This window comes from Caldimonas thermodepolymerans (assembly GCF_015476235.1).
GTDB lineage: Bacteria > Pseudomonadota > Gammaproteobacteria > Burkholderiales > Burkholderiaceae_C > Caldimonas > Caldimonas thermodepolymerans.
The window spans coordinates 1,787,381-1,802,176 of record NZ_CP064338.1 but is presented as its reverse complement, the minus strand read 5'-3'; the positions used below and the strand labels follow the sequence as shown (position 1 = coordinate 1,802,176).

Below are 14,796 nucleotides of genomic sequence, written 5' to 3'. Positions count from 1 at the left end.
CCATGGCAACCCAACTTGAACTGCTGCGCGAATCCTTGGCCCGGCTCGAAGCCGAGGGCGTGCCGGCTGACAACCCCATGCTGCAGGGCCTGCGTGCTCAGATCGCCATGCACGAGCGCAACCAGCGCCGGCGTGAGACCGGTGGCTTCTGGGACGAGGACGGGAAGATCAAGCCAGAATGGCAGAACCCTATGGGGTGACCAGGAGGGTCAACGACTGTGCCAGTGACCAAAATGTCAGATGAAGAGGCTGCGCGCCTCTTCGGTGCCGGGCTCGTGATGCCCGGGCCGAAGCGCAGAGACTCTTCCACAGCAAAATCGCCAGCGTCCCAGGAGGATGCGGCGGCTTCACCTACGCCACCTGTCGAGGCCAAAAAAGAACCCCCACCGCCAGGGTGGGGGCCAAGCCCGGGCAGTGTCACCTAACCCGGCAGCGGTTCAGGGAGGAACGCGCACCTGCATCATCGTTGCAGCCAGCGCTGCTGCACATCCCGTATTCAGGGGAGCAACTTCAGCAGCCAAGTCTGGGCGTAGTCTGCCCGGCCACCAAATTCAGAATACCGGCGCTCGAGGCCCGACAGGATCATCTCGTTGCCGGTGAGCTTCACAATCTCAACGTTGATCAGTTCGTGATGCTGTGTGCCCGCGAACCTGGCCACGGTAACTGCGCGCCCCAGCACCGTGTCCTGCACGGACGACAGCACCTCCAGCAGGCCCACGTCTGGCTTGGGCCGGGTCGATTTGCTGGTCAGAGGCACGCCATCACGGCGTGCGCGAACGAGTTGGCACCTCACGATGCAGAAAGTCTACCGCCGTCGAGGGTCAACCTAGGTGGCGGGCTGAAGCAGATCAGTGACGTGAACGTCGAGCGCACCAGCGACCTTCACCATGACACCCAGTGAAGGGTTACCCACCGCACGCTCGCTCTGCGAGACGTAGGTGCGATCGATCTCAGCCAGATCGGCCAGATCTTCCTGGGAAATGTTGCGCAGCTTGCGGTAGCTCCTGACCCGTTCGGCCAGGCGCTTTTGAAGCCGCTGGAACTCGGTGCTTTTCACGAGCACGAGTCTCCAGGGCTCCATGTCGTTTCGTGTGGAAAGCAACACTGTCACTGGGGCATCGCCGGCGCGAATGGGCTGGCCGGCAGGTGCTTGAGCTTGGACATGCGTAGATAGGCGATGGCGATGAAGTTCTGGCTCGTCCTGAAGCCGCGTGCGGCGCGCTTGGCCTGCTGCAGCAGCCCGTTCATCGCCTCGACGAAGGCGTTGCTGCGGTGATCGACCATGCCGCGCACCACCGCGTCGAACCGCTCCTTGAGCGTGGCGGCCAGCTTCTTGAACGGCTCGAGCCGACAGCGCCGCGCCCAGCTCAGCCAGGCCCTGAGGTCGGATGCGGCCTGTTCGATGCTGTTGTGCGCTGTGGCCCGCGCGTACACCTCGCGCAGCGCCATCTTCAGCCGCCACGCCCGCGCGCTCTTGAGCGTCGAGCGCTGCAGCCAGTGCATGGCATCGAGCTGGCGGGCGCTCCAGGTGCTGGGGTTGCGCCGCATGCCCCACAGCAGCTGCCTGAGCGTCTTGCGGCCGCCAGCGCCCAGCGCGGCTCGCACCGCCTGCGCGTCGGTGGCCATCTCCGCGCGGCGCACCTGGTCCATCGCATCGATGGCCATCGAGACGACGTGAAAGCGGTCGTAGCTGATCTGCGCCTGGGGCAGCGCCAGCGCCACGCCCTTGGCGTAGGCTGCGCTCATGTCCATGCACACGTGCCGCACCTGGGCGGGATCGCCGCCATGGGCCTTCAGATCCTCGGCGAACTCCACCACCGTGCGGTGCTCGCGCCCCTCGGTGGCGAACAGCAGCCGCTTGCGATCCAGGTCGTGCACGACGGTGATGTAGTGCTGCCCGCGCCGCAGGCTGGTCTCGTCGATGCCCACCGTGCGCACGCCGGCGAAGTCTTCCAGCGCACGCGCCTGCGCGACGTAGAACTCGATGCGCCGCCACAGCCGCTTGTCCTTGCAGCGCAGCAACTCGGCGGCCTGGCGCACCGGCAGGTCCAGGCACAAGGTCAGCGCCAGCGCTTCGAACGCCGCGGTGAAGCCCGAGCCCGGACGCGCCCAGGGCACGGCCACCTGCGTGGTCTTGCCGCAGGCACCGCAGGCCACGCGCGGCACGTCGCAGTGCAGCCAGGCCTCGAACTGGAAGAAGTCCAGGTGCCGCCAGGATCGGCGCAGCCGGTCGTGCACCGGTTGCGTGGCCGCATGCCGGGCAGGCGAGCCTGCTGGTGTGGCAGCCGATCTCGAAGTCGATACGCCGCTTAGCGGTGTCGAGCCTGACGTCATCGACGACCTACGGCGGCTGCAAGCCCAGCGCGCTGGTGAACAGAGCTTCCACGGCAATGCCCATGGACTCATCCTCCTGATCAAACCCGCCCGGTGGACATGTGCACAGGCCGGCCAGCGGCCTGCACACATGCCCACCGGGCTCGACGACCAGGAGTCATTGTGACTGTTGGGTTCCACACGAAATGACGAAGAGCCGTCTCGTAGTAGACTCAGAGTCCACGGACTATTTTCTACAAAATACCGAATGGATGAAAAAATGCTGCGGGAAGTCTGGTTGATTGCGCTGGGTTCTTTGGTGCCATGTATCGTTGCTTTACTTGCAGGCAAGTTCCTTGCGGGCAAAGGGGCAATCTTTCCGGTTTTAGCTGGTGAGAAGCTCGTCTTCTTTCTCAGCACATGGGTGTTTGTGTCTGCGGTAGCCGTTTCCGCATATGTGATGGCTAGCATCTTGGGGATGGACGAAGAAACTCAGACAACAGTCGCAGGTTTTCTCGTGCCAATGTTTGCTGGTGCTGTGTTTGTGAAGCATCGTCTCAAATAGGTGCCATGTGAACCTCGTAGCACTGATGTTGGGCGGCTCACTGCCGATGGGTGTTCTGATCTTCGTCGGGTCCTACTTTGGGATTTGGCGAAAGAACACCTAAGTCTAGAAAGACTGTGATGCTGATCGCAGACTGGATTCGCGGTCACCTTCGGCTTAGAAATATCCGCAGGGAACTCGATCCGCTCGCACGTTCACTTGGAGCTGACGTTTCTACAAAAGCTGACGACTGGGGTTGTTACTACCATTACTACGGTTTCGATGATGGAAACTGGGTAACCATCTGCATTGGCCCTAACGGGGCGAACGTCTACACACCCAACTGGAACCCTGGATTCGAGAAGAACACGCCTGGACTTGAGCAGCTGCTCAAGGTCGCCCACCGTGTTTGCAAGGTACCCGGCACAATCGACAAGGCATGACCACGTCCAGCTTGCCCCTTGCAGACCGGGTGCTGATCCCCGACACATTGCTCTCAGCCAAGACCAACGCCGACCTGGAGCTATGGGAGGCAACGTGGACACCGACGTCAGCTGCATCCTTGCTGCAAGAGCTGCAGGCCCGTAATGACCTGTACGTGGAGCGGTTCGTGCGCCGCAACGTCTCGAAGGCCAAATTCAGGGAGTGGCAGAAGGAAAACCCACGGACCTTCACCACGGCCCGCGAGCAGCAACACCTCAAGACCGCGCCGATGCGTCCCGAATGAGCGAACGCAGCAGATGCTTGGCCAGCGCCTGCAGGTCGCCGTGCCCACCCTGCGTGGTCTGGTGCAGCCGCTTAGGCGTGGCCAGCGTCGACACCGTCAAGAGGTCAGCCTCATCGTCGTAGGTGGCCTTGCCCAGCAGCACGGTCTCGACGCCCTGCGCGTCGGGCATCGTGGTGACCACCAGCCAGGTGTGGATGGGTCGACTCATCGCATGCCGGCATAGGGGTTGAAGTCGAGCACAATCAGCCGCTCACGCTCAGAGTGCGTGGCTCCGGGCAAGTCCTGCTCGCCAGGCATCGGCGGCTCGACAGCGAAGGTGATGGCCAGCGCGTCGGCCACGTCGGGCGATGACAGCCCGCGTGCTTTCATGTCGGCCTTGCGCTCGAGTTGCACCTGCTCGGTGCTGGTGAACCCGTACTCGGGGCCGGTCAGGTCGTCCAGCAGCTCCTGGTCGTTGGGGATCGCGCCCACCTTCAACCAGTCGCGCATCAGACCCCACAACTCGCTGCGGCGCTGGGCGTACTTTCGCTGGTCCAGCGCACGAGCACCGAACTGCACCTCGTCTACGTCGTACCCGATGGAGCGCAGGCGGTCGATCACGCCACCGCCCACACCACCGCCGTCGATGGCGACAAGGACGTGATGCCCAGCACTGCGGAACAAGTTGACTTGCTCGGCGATGCGGCTGGCCACTTGCATCGTGTCCGCGCCCTTGAGCTTGATCGGCGGGTAGGTGCGGCCGTCGCGGCCTTGGCGGATGTAGAGCACCGTTGAATCGTCGCCGAATCGCGCGATGTCGCATCCTACGATGATGGCCTCGCCTCGAGCCGATGGCAGGTCGCGTGTTGCCGCTGCCAGCGCCAGGTCGCGCCCGATGAACTGCAGGCTGGACTGGCTGGGGAAGTCGCCCAGCACGCGCACCTTGAAGAAGTCGGACTCGGTGCCGTAGTCGTGCGCCCACTGCTCGATCTGGGTCTTGTTGGTTATCTGGCAGGAGCGGCTGTCGACGCGGCGCGTCATCCAGCGGTGGCGCTGGCCGTGGAAACAGCCGTGGAAACGCGTGCCAGTGCGGGTTGGGTTGCCGAATGCGAACCACATGGGCTCACCGTCGGTCATACCGCCTTCGGCCACTTCCCATATCTTGGCAGGGATCGCCGAGGCTTCGTCGAAGATGTAGAACGGCGTGGAGTCGGCCGCGTGCAGGCCGGCGAACGACTCCGAGTTTTCCTCACGGCAGGTCTGCGCGTCGCAGCGCCAGGACTCGGCGAACCCCCTGGCGATCATGCGCATGCTCCCCTTGCCGGCGGTGATGTCGAACCACTCTGTGAACACCGACCGCCGCAGCCACTTGCCCAGTTCGGCCCAGGTTTTCGACTCCAGCTGCGGGCTGGTGTTGGCCGTCACCACACCGCGCGCGTTGGGCCGCGTCGTCATGATCCACAGCACCAGCCAGCTTGTTAGGGCCGACTTGCCGATGCCGTGGCCACTGGAGACGGCGGCGCGGACGGCCTCGACGGCCCTGGCGCCGTCGAACGCACGGGCGCGCACCTCCCGCCCGATGCTGTCCAACAACTCGCACGCCCACAGGTCTGGGCCGTGGTCGCTGTCGTACTGCAGGCGGTACTCGTCTGGGAGCTTGACCAGGCGCAGCGCGCGGTCCACACCCCAGTCGAAGGCGAATAGCACGAAGTCCAGTGGCTTGTCGTAGAGGTAGCCGGCCATCGCGGGCAGCAGCTGCTCGGGGTCGAGGTCAGGCGCCACCGCGCGATGCGAGCCGTCTGTGTAGAAGCCTATGCGCAGCATGCCGCGGGCGATGTGTGCACGCAGGTCATCGCCCTGGGCCAGCGCCAGCAGCTCGTCGTAGCTGTGCGTGGGCTGTGCCGACTGTCTGGCCTGGACGATGCGCTGGCGCAGGTCGCCCGTGGCGGCGGTGATGGCGCTGCTCTCGAGCCGGCGCAGCCGCCGCTGGATGGCGTTGGTTCGGCTGGCGCTCACGCGAGGTCCTCCAGGTCGATGGGCTGGCCGGTGCCAGCGTCCAGGGTGATGGGCTTGGGCGCACCGCGCATGGCCTCGAGGGCTTGCAGCCGCTTTTCGTGGTCGTCGGCCACCACGACCCTTGCATAGGCGTCCAGCGTGCGAAGCAGCCGCTCACCGGCCTCGGCGGTCACTTGGCCGGTGGCCACCGCGACCATCACGGCCTGGGCCTTGAGCTCCAGCGTGGGCGCCGATGCAAAACCCTCCACGATGACGCGCTCGCCGTCCTGCTTGGCGATGGGCGCGTAGCGCTCGAGCACCAGCTTCATGCTGGCAGGATCGCCCAGCTTGGCCAGCTCGATGGCCTTGGCCACGATCTCCGGGATGTGCGGCTCGATAGCCTCGGCCAGGCGCTCGGCGCGGCTCGGGCCCACAGGTCGCCCAGGGCTCTTGATCGAATGCCCCTGCTTGAAGCGGCCAGCGTTGTCGCGATCGTTGTCTGCCATCAGCGCCCCTTCCGTTGCATCGGCGCCACCTTCAACCGATCCCACACAGCATCGTCGTGGGCGATGAGCTCGCGCATGGCCCGCTGACGCGCCGCCAGGCCCACGAGCTGGGCCACAGCGTCGCGCAGCTGCTCGGCCTGGGCGGACCTTGGCTCACCGTAGTGGGCGGCGAGCAGGTCCAGGATTTGCGCTGGCAGCGGGGTGGTGGGTGCGGGCCGGGTCATGCTGAGCGCTCCTTGTCTGCCGGCGCCTGGTCCGCAGGCGGCTCGATGAAGTAACCCAGCACCTTGCCGGGTGTGCCCGGCTCGCAGTGCGCGGCGCGGTGGCCAGGTTGCGGCCCGTGGACGTGCACGCGGAAGCAGTGCGGGCACGTGATGCGATAGCTGGTGCCGTCGCTGGTCCAGGTGGCCTGCACCGTCGGCGGTTGTTTGGTGTGTGCGTGTCCGTCCATGGCCGCCTCCTCAGCGCTTCAGCTTGCCGGCCAGGCGCAGCGCGCGGCCTCGAGCAGCGGCCATCGCCACCACCTTCGGATACGAGCCCAGGCCCAGCGCGTCGAGCAGCTCAGCGGCGCCCTGCACGGATGCGATGTAGGCGCGCGCATCCCGCAGGGCTTGGCCGGCGCCCTCCACACCGTACTCGGCCTTCAGCTGCGTGATGGCAGTCTCGGCCCAGGTGGCCTCGAGCTCAGGCGTAGGCGGTGTGCGCAGCGCCGACGCGCCGATGTCGGCGAGCTCCTTGGCCTCGGTGGCGTTCAGGTCGTGGCGCACGAAGACCTTGCCCCACTCGCGAGCGATCTGGCCGGCGGTCTCGCGGTCCTGCAGGTGATCCTCCATGGCCGAGTTCACGATGGCCTGGACCGCGTCGCGGTAGGTCAGCGCCGGATCGGTCTCCCTGAACATCACCGTTGCCTTTTTCTCGTCGGACATCGGCTCATGCCCGTCGCCCTGGACCTGGGGGGATTGGCCGCGGCTCAGGTGGGGATACATCTTGGCAGCCTGCTCGTCGTCGACGCCGTAGCTGTTGTCCGATGCCGGTGCCGGCGGTTGGCTGGTTGGTGTCGTGCTGCCGAACATCTTGGCGGCCATGTCTTCAAACGTGCTCATGGTGTTCATTCCTCCGTCGTTGCGGGTTGCGGGCGGGTCGCGCTCTCGATGGTCTCGGCCAGGAAGGCGTCGAGGTTCTTGGCTTGTGCGTCGAACCGTTCGAGCGCCTCGGCGGGCGTGCCAACGCCACCGGCCGGGGCCCCGACGGAGACATACGGGGCAAGGCTCGGCCCGACGCGGCCGAGGCCAGAGCGGACGAGCAGGGTGATAAGGGCCGAGGCCACCGGGTCTTGGCCGGCAAGGCGCGATATGGCGTTTGCGCTGCGGCTGGCAGCCGCGCGGCCCAGTGTGCCGGTTGCCACGGCCCACGCCTGGGAGGCGCGTTCACGGTGCAGGGCCTCGAGCTCGGCCAGCGCGGGGCCGATGGTCGTCTCGAACGCGTCCACCAGGCGGTCCAGCGTGGCGCGGATGCGGGCAGAGGCAGCGGCCGCGGCCTCGGCGGCGGCGCGGGCGGTGTTGATGCGGTCGGCCTTGGCCTGCTCCGAATCGGCCTCGGCCTGCGCGAGCTTGGCCGCCTCCAGCCGCTCGATGGCCATCTCATGGACTTTGATCTCGGCCTCAAGCACGGCGACGGCGTGCTTGCGCTCCTCGTCGTCGGGTTGCCGCGCCAGCAGCAGGCAGGCTTCGCGGTAGGCGAGCTTCGCGCTCTTGAGGTCACTCAGGCGCGCGAGCAGTTGGTTGTCGATGCTGAATCGGTCGGGCTTTACGGTTGCCATGGGGGCTCCTTGCTCTAGGTGCCCCCATGGTGCCGGTGTCAGCGCGCGCCGTGCTGATAGTTCACGCCTGGTTCACGTCGACCGTTCGGAACAGCTCGGCCAGCTCGTCGCCGAGCGTGCAGCGCACGTGCACCTGTGGATTGTGTTTCTGAACCAACAGCCCGCCCTCGATGCCCAGCGACTTGATGGCACGGGCCAGCGCGGGGCTGGCGCGCCCAGCAGCGGCCTCGGCCCGGTCGAGCGCCTGCTTGGTGCTTGCACGCCAGCGCTTGCCTTGGAACACCAGGTCGGGCCGCAGCGGCGCTTCGCGGCATTGGATGCCAGCGAAGATGAGCCACGCCAGCGCGAGCCCCACGCCGTCGAACGGGATGTGCTGGCCGTTGGCGCGACATTGCAGGCGCCGGCCGTCGCTGTACAGCTCGAACAGGACTTCGGCGGCGCAGAGGTTTTCCGCTTGTCGCAGCAGCATGTCGATGCGGCGCACCAGCGCCGGGCCGCGGTCCGCGCCGTGGGCGAGGATTAGAAGGTCGCGCACCTGGGGCAGGCCGTACTGCCGCAACAGGCACAGGCCGTCGGCGAGCTCGGCGGGTGTGGGGTCGTGGGTGGTCGTCACGGCTGTGCTTTCTGGGGCCACTCACGCGCTTTGTCGGTTTCCATGGCGGTATGCAGAGCAGCGCGCGTGCGTAAGTGGTCGCCCCGGTTTGTCTTTCTTTGGTTGTTGGCGATTCAACTTGAACTATTCGGAATGAACCAGACGCGCGACCACCTTGGCCGGGGGCTTTCGGTCTATGCCTGCGAGCCAGCGCCACACGGTCGTGTAGTGCGGGCCGCCCAGGTGCCCGGCAATGGCGCGGATGGTCCAGCCCTTGGCTCGCAGCGCCCGGGCTTTGGCGACCATGGAATCGGGCCAGCGGGTGTTCGGGTGGTCGTCGCCAACCGGCACGCCGCGGGCGGTTGTTTTCACAAGGCGAATGGATTTCATGTAGTGGAATCCTTCAGGTTGGGCGCTTTGCGGCGGGCGCTCAATTTCAAGCACGGGGGTGGCTCAATTTCGAGCACCGCCCCCCGAACAACACTCTTTGCCCACTGCGGAGAGGGGGCGGCCAGGGACAGGGACAACCAGGGGGACAGGGGACAAACCTAAGGGTTTTGTCCCTGTCCGTCCCCCTACTGGCCGGGACAAAAGGGGACATGTCCCCCTGCTGTCCCCTTGTCCCCCTCCTCCCCGCGTAAGGGGGACATAGAGGGGACATGTCCCCCTGTTGTCCCCTTGTCCCCCTACCGCCGCGGCGTTCATGCGGCCTCCGGCAGCCAGTACAGGTCCTTCCAAACCCTCACGATGCCGTCGTCAACCAGCTTACCGCGCGCACGCCTGAACGCTTTTTTCTTGGCCTCGCCGTCACCCTCCGAGATGCCCATGTCGTAGGCCACTCGCCGCCAGTCGTCGATGTGAACGGCGGCCTCGGGTGCCGGACAGTTGAGCGCGCGGGACGCCTCCCTGGCAAAGGTGCCGTCAACCTCCCGGCGGACCGCGATGTCGTCCAGCGCGGTCTCGAGCGCGCGGTGCGCGATCGCCGCGGCGCCCGTCAGCGGCTTGCGACAGATCGGCATGCCCTCCGCGTTGCTCGACTCGACCGCAACCACAGTCACCACGGGCTCGCCGAAGTTGTCCTCCATCCCAGGCAGCTCGAACCGCTCGAGCACGAAGCGGATGGGGTCGAACCCAGGGCCGCGGAACTTTGTGCGGTGGAAGAAGTCGACCTGCCCCTGCTCCTGCCAGGCGCACAGCTCGCCGTCGATGGACCCGGAAAACGCACCGCCGCCGCGCGGCTGCAGGTTGTCACGGGTCGCCTCCTTGGTGGGGTGCATCAGCGCGACGGCGGCCGGGTTGCCCAGCGGCCCCATCAGATCGCGCATGGCCATGGCCAGCTTGTGCATCTCCCGGTTGTCGTTCTCCTCCTCGGCCGAGGAGTGCGCCGGGCCGGTGTCGATCAAGACCAGGCCGAACGGGCCGAATGCACTGGCCTCCTGCACGAACCGCTTGAGCTCCACCTCGTTGTCCAGGGCGAACGGCCGGCGGGTGAAGAAGATTTGCCCGGCGAGCTCCGCATGGCCAATGCCGAACTTCAAAACGGCAGCTGCGACGCGCAACCGCACGTCGGCGGGGTTCTCCCCGCAGAGGTAGAGCACACGCCCACGCTTGACCTGATGGCCGCCCAGCGCTCGGCCGGTGGCGACGTGCAGGGCCACGGTGATCATCACCGCAGTCTTGCCGTGCCCCCACTTCGCCGTCAGCGCGTACAGGCACCCCTTCTGCAGGACCCGGTGCCAGACGTAGCTGGGCGGCTCCATCGTCCCGGCGAACTCGGTGTAGGGCACGACGTTGGAGCCCAGCGCGGCGATGGTCTTCCCCTCCCACGCCGCCTTGGCCTTGGCCCGCCAGCTCTCCGTCTTGGCCACACCGAGCTTCTCCTCGTGCTCGTCGGCCCACTTGAAGATAGACGCGTAGGTGATGTCGCGGGCGCTCTCGCGGTCCCACTTGTGCTCGTCGTCCTCCGCCGCACACCATTTCGTGCTGTTCCGGCTCCACTTCTCGTACAGCTGCCGGGCATGGTCCTCGTGCTCGGTGCCCTTCAGGGAAACCAAGGCCAGGAAGACGTCGACCCATTTCTCGCGATCGTCCGCCAAGTCCTTGATGGCCTCGAGCGCAAACTCCAGATCGTGCATGGTCCTGTCCGTCACCTTGCCGAGGGTGATGGCGCGCTCAAAGGCCCTGTCGTCGTCAGCGACGGGCTCGGCCTTGCTGGGCTTTGTGCTGGCTCCGCCGGGCTTGCCGATGGGTTCCCAGTCCACGCCAGCGACCGCCTTGATGTCGAGCGGGGCGCCGGGCACCTGCTCGCAGCGGTACTCGACACCATTGACCTTGCCGTAGAAGTAGCACCGCGTGGTCTCCCAGCTCTCGGGCGCCAGGATGCCGCCCAGGGCCCCGTTGAGTAGGTCCACGTGCTCCGCGTACTCTGCAACCGCGACTGGGCTGGCCAGCTGCGCAATGACGCGCCAGCGGGGCGCTTCGGGCCGGTGGCGACGGGTGGTGTAGACCACGGCAGAGATGCCGGCTGCAGACAGGCGGGCAACGGCCTCGTCGACCGACACTTCGCCGTCGTCGTAGTCCCCGACGACCGCCGTCATGTTCTCCGGCATGGTGCCCGCAGCGCGAGAATCGCCCGGCATGCGGGAGAACTTGATCAACGGCAGGCTGTCCTTGTTGGGGTGCTCCTTCGGGGCGCTCAGCACCTTGCATAGACGGTCCCAGGTGACATCATGGCGGCGGCCCGTGGTCGCACCCGCACCCTTAGCGCGAGCGAACGTGGTGATCGTCACCAGCGGCTCCCGCAGGGTGCGGAGCACCTGCTCCGCCTGCTTCACGGCAGCCTCGGTGATGATCTCGAACTCCTCTGGCCGCGCGGGCTCGATGAGCGGCTCGTGTCCGTGTACTTGCGTGGCTGTCGCAGTTGCTGCATCATTCGTCTGTACGTGTCCTTTCTTGCCCACTGATTGCGCCCGGCCCGCCAGCTGGGCGTTTTCTTTTGGACCGAAGACATCCATCCAGGTCTGCGTCTTACTCATCGGGCACCTCCGCTTTCTTTCACGCCGCGGCCTTCCAGCAGCGCCTCGATGGTCGACCGGCGCCAGCCGATGACGCGGGCGGACAGCCGCACGGGCGGAGGCAGCTTGCCGCTGAGCTCCCAGTTGCGAAGGGCGCTGCGTGAGATGCCGCCGAAGAGGGCGCGCACCTGGGTGCGCGTGAGAAACGGGTCGATGTCGTTGGTCGGTTTCATGGGTGGGCTCCTTTCAGGTAACGGTGCGTGTTGGCGAACCGTTGAGTGCATCTTCGCGCAGGTTTCCGGCTTCATGGATACGGCCCGGCAGCGCGGGCCGGTCGGGGCCGGGGCGGCGCGCCCCCTTCCTTGGCCGGCGGGGGTCGCACCTGGTCGGGCTGCCTCAACGCCAGGCGGCGTTGAGCTGCTGCTGGAACAGCACAGCGCCTTGCGGCTCCGCGGCCTGCTCCGCTGGCTGGCTCGGCCTCTTGTTGGTGCGCGTGCGCTTGCGCGGCGCGGCGGGCTTGGCGGGCTTGACAGGCCGCGGCACCCAGGCGGCTGGCACTTCACCACGGCGACGGCCCGTTAGGATGTGCGCGATGCAACTCTTGCTCACCCCGAAGCGCGCCGCCAGCTCGCCGTAGCTCATGCCGGCCTCGCGCAGCTCGTGGATCAGGTCCACCTCGGCGTCGGACAGCCGCGCCAGCGGATGGCCTTCGCCGATGCGCCGCCCCTGGTCATTGACCGCAACGAGTGGCTGCCGCATCAGCGATCCTCGGCGGCCTTGCTTGGCGATCTTGGCTGCGGCCTTCAGGCCAGCGCCTCGCGCGTCAGCTTCTGCTTGCCGCGACCGGCGAATGCTTGGCGCAGCGTGTGATCCGGGGCCGTGGCTGCCTTGATGGCGGCCTTGCTCCGTGCGTCCAGCCAGGCGTCCACCTCGTCCTCGAACCAGACAGCGCAGCGCGGCGTCAGCAGGAAATGCTTCGGGAAGTCACCAGCACGTTCGAGCATGTATTGGCTCGTGCGGCTCAGCCCAGTCTTGCGCAGCACGTCATCACGTCGAAGGGTGCGCCTGGTTTTCTGTTCCATCGTCGTTCCTTTGAAAGTGGGTGAACGACACGGAATTTATGCACCGATGGCTGGCGCGTTAACCCAAGAAACTCTAGATTTGCTTGCGCAGGATCTTCCTGATCAGGTCGGTGGCCTGCTTGTCGTCGACCGCGTAGACGCCCTTGAGCAGGCCCCGCTGGCGGGCTATCTCCACCATCTGGCGCACGAGCTGGGCGCGGGTCTCGTCGAGCTCGCCGTCGGCGGTGATGACCGGAAACTCCCACACGACGTCGTTGACCACCTCGCGCAGGGCGGCGTAGCCGTCGGGCTTGCCAGAGAGCCCGACAGCCGCCAGGACGCGGCCAGGGCGCTGGCCGGCGTCAGACCCATCGTCAGCGGACAGGATCCTGGACGCGACGCCCCGGATCCAGGCGTGCAGGTGCGCCGCGTCCTGGCTGTCCAGGTCGGTGAGCCCTCCATCGGCGATGCGTTGCCACATCCCCCTTGCTTCAGTTCGGTTCATAGATCGAGCTCCGAGTCGTCGTGCGCCGCTTCGTCGATTTTCGCCTTTGTCTGAGCCACGACGTCCTTGGCGCTCTCGCCCTTGATCCAGCAGTCGATCATGTCGGCCCAGCCCTGCATCAGCGCCCGGCGGGGAGCTGCGTGCTTGGCGTGGTTGTAGGCCGCCGCCACTTGGTCTTTCTTGGCGTGGGCCAGGCAGGCCTCGATCAGGGCCTCGGGGAACAGCGCATCGTTGAGCCTGGTTGAAAACGTGCGGCGCAGGTCGTGGACGCTGAACGTCTCGAACTCTTCAGCGTCGGGGTCGCGCTTCTCGTTGATGAGCTTGACCGTCGCGTCAATGGTGCGGTTCAGCGTGGCGTTGCTGATAGGCACATCACGCTCGTAGCGGCCAGGGTGCAGGAACTTGCTCGACGGGAAGCAGGTCTTGAGCGTGGTCAGGATGTCGAGCGCTTGCTCGGACAGGTAGACCACATGCTCGCGGTCGGCCTTCATCCGCTCCTTCGGGATCGTCCATGTCGCTCGGTCCCAGTCGATCTCCTTCCAGGTCGCGCCGATGAACTCGCCCTTGCGCACACCCGTCAGCAGCATGAACTTGACCGCCAGGCGCAGCGTCGGGGCCGTTGCGGTGTGTTGCAGCGCCTCGAAGAACGTCTTGATCTCGTGCCGGGTCAGGTTGCGCTCGCGTGCCTGAAAGGTGGCAATGGTCTTGCGGGCGATCTTCTCGGCCGGGTTGTCCACCTCGACGCCTTTGCCGATGGCATAGCGGTACACCAGAAGCACCAACTCGCGCGCATGGACGGCAGGGCCAGGGCCGCGCTCGGCCTTCGCCTGGTCCAGCAGCGCGGCCAGCGCCGTCGGTTTGATTTCGTCCAGCCGTTTCTTGCCCAGCGGCTCCTCAAGGATGCGACGGTAAACCGACTTGCGCAGGGCCAGGGTCGAGTCGGCCAGTTGCTCCTTGCCGCTCTTGGGGTCAGCCTTGTGCTCGAAATACCGTTTCACCCACGCGCCGAAAGTATCGGCGTCGGCACTGGCAATGCGCTTCTCGACCTTGGCCTTGGACGGAGAAACGCCAGCCTCGACGCTACGCCGCGCACGGTCGCGCAGGGCTCTGGCGTCCTTCAGGGAAACGACAGCGCCGTAGTCCAGCGCCTTGAGTTCGGAGTCGGTGCGGTTCGCCGTGCCGGGCTCGTAGCGCCCGACGGTCAGCGTCTCGCGCTTACCGTCAAGGCGGTAGTCGTAGCGGAAGGTCTTGGTACCGGAAGGCGACACGACCACATACATGCCGCCGCCGTCGGTCACCTTGTACGCCTTGGCCTGTGGCTTGAGCGCCTTGAGGCTGGTATCGGTCAGGGCTGCGCCCTTGCGCTGACGAATACCGTCAGCGTTGCGAAGAACGGTACCGTCAGCGGGGCTGAAGGTTGACGGTAAGTGCGCCGTCTGCGCGTCCTCGACGGGCACGAACACGCCGTCGGGGGCGGAGGTCAACATGGCCGCCTGCTTCTGCGCAGGGGCAAGCGGGGGGCTTTGTCGGGGCATTTCGGTTCCTTGGGCCTCTCCCGATACCGTCAAAACAGCTTGACGGTATCGGCTCGGAGGGATTCGAGTCACCGCGAATGTGCCGTCATTTCTACCGACATTCCAGTTTTTCACCCGATGAATCAGTCTGAACGATCCTGACACAAGATCGTCGCCTAACTCATTGATTTACTTACTGAAACATCGGCTTCTTTGAACCATTCTGA

At 66.0% G+C, this 14,796-nt stretch carries 21 protein-coding genes and 1 pseudogene; 4 read left to right on the top strand and 18 right to left on the bottom strand.

Going from position 1 to position 14,796, the window contains the following annotated elements:
* Positions 1-2 precede the first annotated feature (2 nt).
* Positions 3-200 (top strand): hypothetical protein, encoded by a 198-nt coding sequence (locus tag IS481_RS08510; RefSeq protein WP_146079570.1) that lies wholly within the window; start codon positions 3-5, stop codon positions 198-200.
* A 296-nt stretch (positions 201-496) separates the two neighbouring features.
* Here IS481_RS08510 and IS481_RS08505 read toward each other — a convergent pair whose 3' ends face one another.
* From IS481_RS08505 to IS481_RS08495, 3 genes and pseudogenes are all read right to left on the bottom strand, one after another.
* Positions 497-718 carry a hypothetical protein gene (locus IS481_RS08505; RefSeq protein WP_104359104.1) on the bottom strand — a complete coding sequence of 74 codons (222 nt, stop codon included), beginning with the start codon at positions 716-718 and terminating at the stop codon, positions 497-499.
* A 108-nt stretch (positions 719-826) separates the two neighbouring features.
* Positions 827-1,057, bottom strand: coding sequence for a helix-turn-helix domain-containing protein (locus IS481_RS08500; protein WP_232529506.1), 231 nt, complete (start codon positions 1,055-1,057; stop codon positions 827-829).
* A gap of 50 nt (positions 1,058-1,107) precedes the next feature.
* A pseudogene (locus tag IS481_RS08495) lies at positions 1,108-2,398 on the bottom strand (ISL3 family transposase).
* Positions 2,399-2,581: 183 nt separating this feature from the next.
* Between IS481_RS08495 and IS481_RS08490 the strand changes: the two are divergent.
* The 3 genes from IS481_RS08490 to IS481_RS08480 all read left to right on the top strand — a co-directional run bounded on the left by IS481_RS08490 (position 2,582) and on the right by IS481_RS08480 (position 3,584).
* Positions 2,582-2,878 carry a hypothetical protein gene (locus IS481_RS08490; RefSeq protein WP_146079518.1) on the top strand — a complete coding sequence of 99 codons (297 nt, stop codon included), beginning with the start codon at positions 2,582-2,584 and terminating at the stop codon, positions 2,876-2,878.
* Positions 2,879-2,997: 119 nt separating this feature from the next.
* Positions 2,998-3,300 (top strand): hypothetical protein, encoded by a 303-nt coding sequence (locus tag IS481_RS08485; RefSeq protein WP_146079517.1) that lies wholly within the window; start codon positions 2,998-3,000, stop codon positions 3,298-3,300.
* Positions 3,297-3,584 carry a hypothetical protein gene (locus IS481_RS08480; RefSeq protein WP_146079516.1) on the top strand — a complete coding sequence of 96 codons (288 nt, stop codon included), beginning with the start codon at positions 3,297-3,299 and terminating at the stop codon, positions 3,582-3,584. The genes IS481_RS08485 and IS481_RS08480 overlap by 4 nt, the downstream gene beginning before the upstream one ends.
* On the opposite strand, the gene IS481_RS08475 is transcribed toward IS481_RS08480, so the two are convergent.
* The 15 genes from IS481_RS08475 to IS481_RS08405 all read right to left on the bottom strand — a co-directional run bounded on the left by IS481_RS08475 (position 3,556) and on the right by IS481_RS08405 (position 14,542).
* Positions 3,556-3,792: a hypothetical protein gene (locus IS481_RS08475; RefSeq protein WP_104356627.1), complete on the bottom strand. Its 237-nt coding sequence runs from the start codon at positions 3,790-3,792 to the stop codon at positions 3,556-3,558. The genes IS481_RS08480 and IS481_RS08475 overlap by 29 nt on opposite strands.
* Positions 3,789-5,579 carry a terminase gene (locus IS481_RS08470; protein ID WP_104356626.1) on the bottom strand — a complete coding sequence of 597 codons (1,791 nt, stop codon included), beginning with the start codon at positions 5,577-5,579 and terminating at the stop codon, positions 3,789-3,791. The genes IS481_RS08475 and IS481_RS08470 overlap by 4 nt, the downstream gene beginning before the upstream one ends.
* Positions 5,576-6,064, bottom strand: a complete 489-nt coding sequence (locus tag IS481_RS08465) for a hypothetical protein (RefSeq protein WP_104356625.1) — start codon at positions 6,062-6,064, stop codon at positions 5,576-5,578. Before IS481_RS08465 ends, IS481_RS08470 begins: the two co-directional genes overlap by 4 nt.
* Positions 6,064-6,288, bottom strand: coding sequence for a hypothetical protein (locus IS481_RS08460; RefSeq protein ID WP_104356624.1), 225 nt, complete (start codon positions 6,286-6,288; stop codon positions 6,064-6,066). The genes IS481_RS08465 and IS481_RS08460 overlap by 1 nt, the downstream gene beginning before the upstream one ends.
* Positions 6,285-6,515, bottom strand: coding sequence for a hypothetical protein (locus tag IS481_RS08455; RefSeq protein WP_104356623.1), 231 nt, complete (start codon positions 6,513-6,515; stop codon positions 6,285-6,287). The genes IS481_RS08460 and IS481_RS08455 overlap by 4 nt, the downstream gene beginning before the upstream one ends.
* A 10-nt stretch (positions 6,516-6,525) precedes the next feature.
* Positions 6,526-7,167, bottom strand: coding sequence for a hypothetical protein (locus tag IS481_RS08450; protein ID WP_146079515.1), 642 nt, complete (start codon positions 7,165-7,167; stop codon positions 6,526-6,528).
* A gap of 5 nt (positions 7,168-7,172) precedes the next feature.
* Positions 7,173-7,883 (bottom strand): hypothetical protein, encoded by a 711-nt coding sequence (locus IS481_RS08445; RefSeq protein ID WP_104356621.1) that lies wholly within the window; start codon positions 7,881-7,883, stop codon positions 7,173-7,175.
* Positions 7,884-7,944: 61 nt separating this feature from the next.
* Positions 7,945-8,496 carry a hypothetical protein gene (locus IS481_RS08440; protein ID WP_104356620.1) on the bottom strand — a complete coding sequence of 184 codons (552 nt, stop codon included), beginning with the start codon at positions 8,494-8,496 and terminating at the stop codon, positions 7,945-7,947.
* Positions 8,497-8,619: 123 nt separating this feature from the next.
* Positions 8,620-8,865: a hypothetical protein gene (locus tag IS481_RS08435; protein ID WP_146079514.1), complete on the bottom strand. Its 246-nt coding sequence runs from the start codon at positions 8,863-8,865 to the stop codon at positions 8,620-8,622.
* A 311-nt stretch (positions 8,866-9,176) separates the two neighbouring features.
* Positions 9,177-11,510 carry an AAA family ATPase gene (locus IS481_RS08430; protein WP_104356619.1) on the bottom strand — a complete coding sequence of 778 codons (2,334 nt, stop codon included), beginning with the start codon at positions 11,508-11,510 and terminating at the stop codon, positions 9,177-9,179.
* Entirely contained in the window at positions 11,507-11,722 is a 216-nt protein-coding gene (locus tag IS481_RS08425) for a helix-turn-helix transcriptional regulator (RefSeq protein WP_170067444.1), read from the bottom strand. Before IS481_RS08425 ends, IS481_RS08430 begins: the two co-directional genes overlap by 4 nt.
* Positions 11,723-11,885: 163 nt before the next feature.
* Positions 11,886-12,248, bottom strand: coding sequence for a helix-turn-helix domain-containing protein (locus tag IS481_RS08420; protein ID WP_194963347.1), 363 nt, complete (start codon positions 12,246-12,248; stop codon positions 11,886-11,888).
* A 44-nt stretch (positions 12,249-12,292) separates the two neighbouring features.
* Positions 12,293-12,571, bottom strand: a complete 279-nt coding sequence (locus IS481_RS08415) for a helix-turn-helix transcriptional regulator (RefSeq protein WP_104356617.1) — start codon at positions 12,569-12,571, stop codon at positions 12,293-12,295.
* A gap of 73 nt (positions 12,572-12,644) precedes the next feature.
* Positions 12,645-13,031, bottom strand: a complete 387-nt coding sequence (locus tag IS481_RS08410; protein ID WP_104356616.1) for a hypothetical protein — start codon at positions 13,029-13,031, stop codon at positions 12,645-12,647.
* A gap of 20 nt (positions 13,032-13,051) precedes the next feature.
* Positions 13,052-14,542 (bottom strand): tyrosine-type recombinase/integrase, encoded by a 1,491-nt coding sequence (locus tag IS481_RS08405; protein WP_104356615.1) that lies wholly within the window; start codon positions 14,540-14,542, stop codon positions 13,052-13,054.
* Between the last annotated feature and the right edge of the window lie 254 nt (positions 14,543-14,796).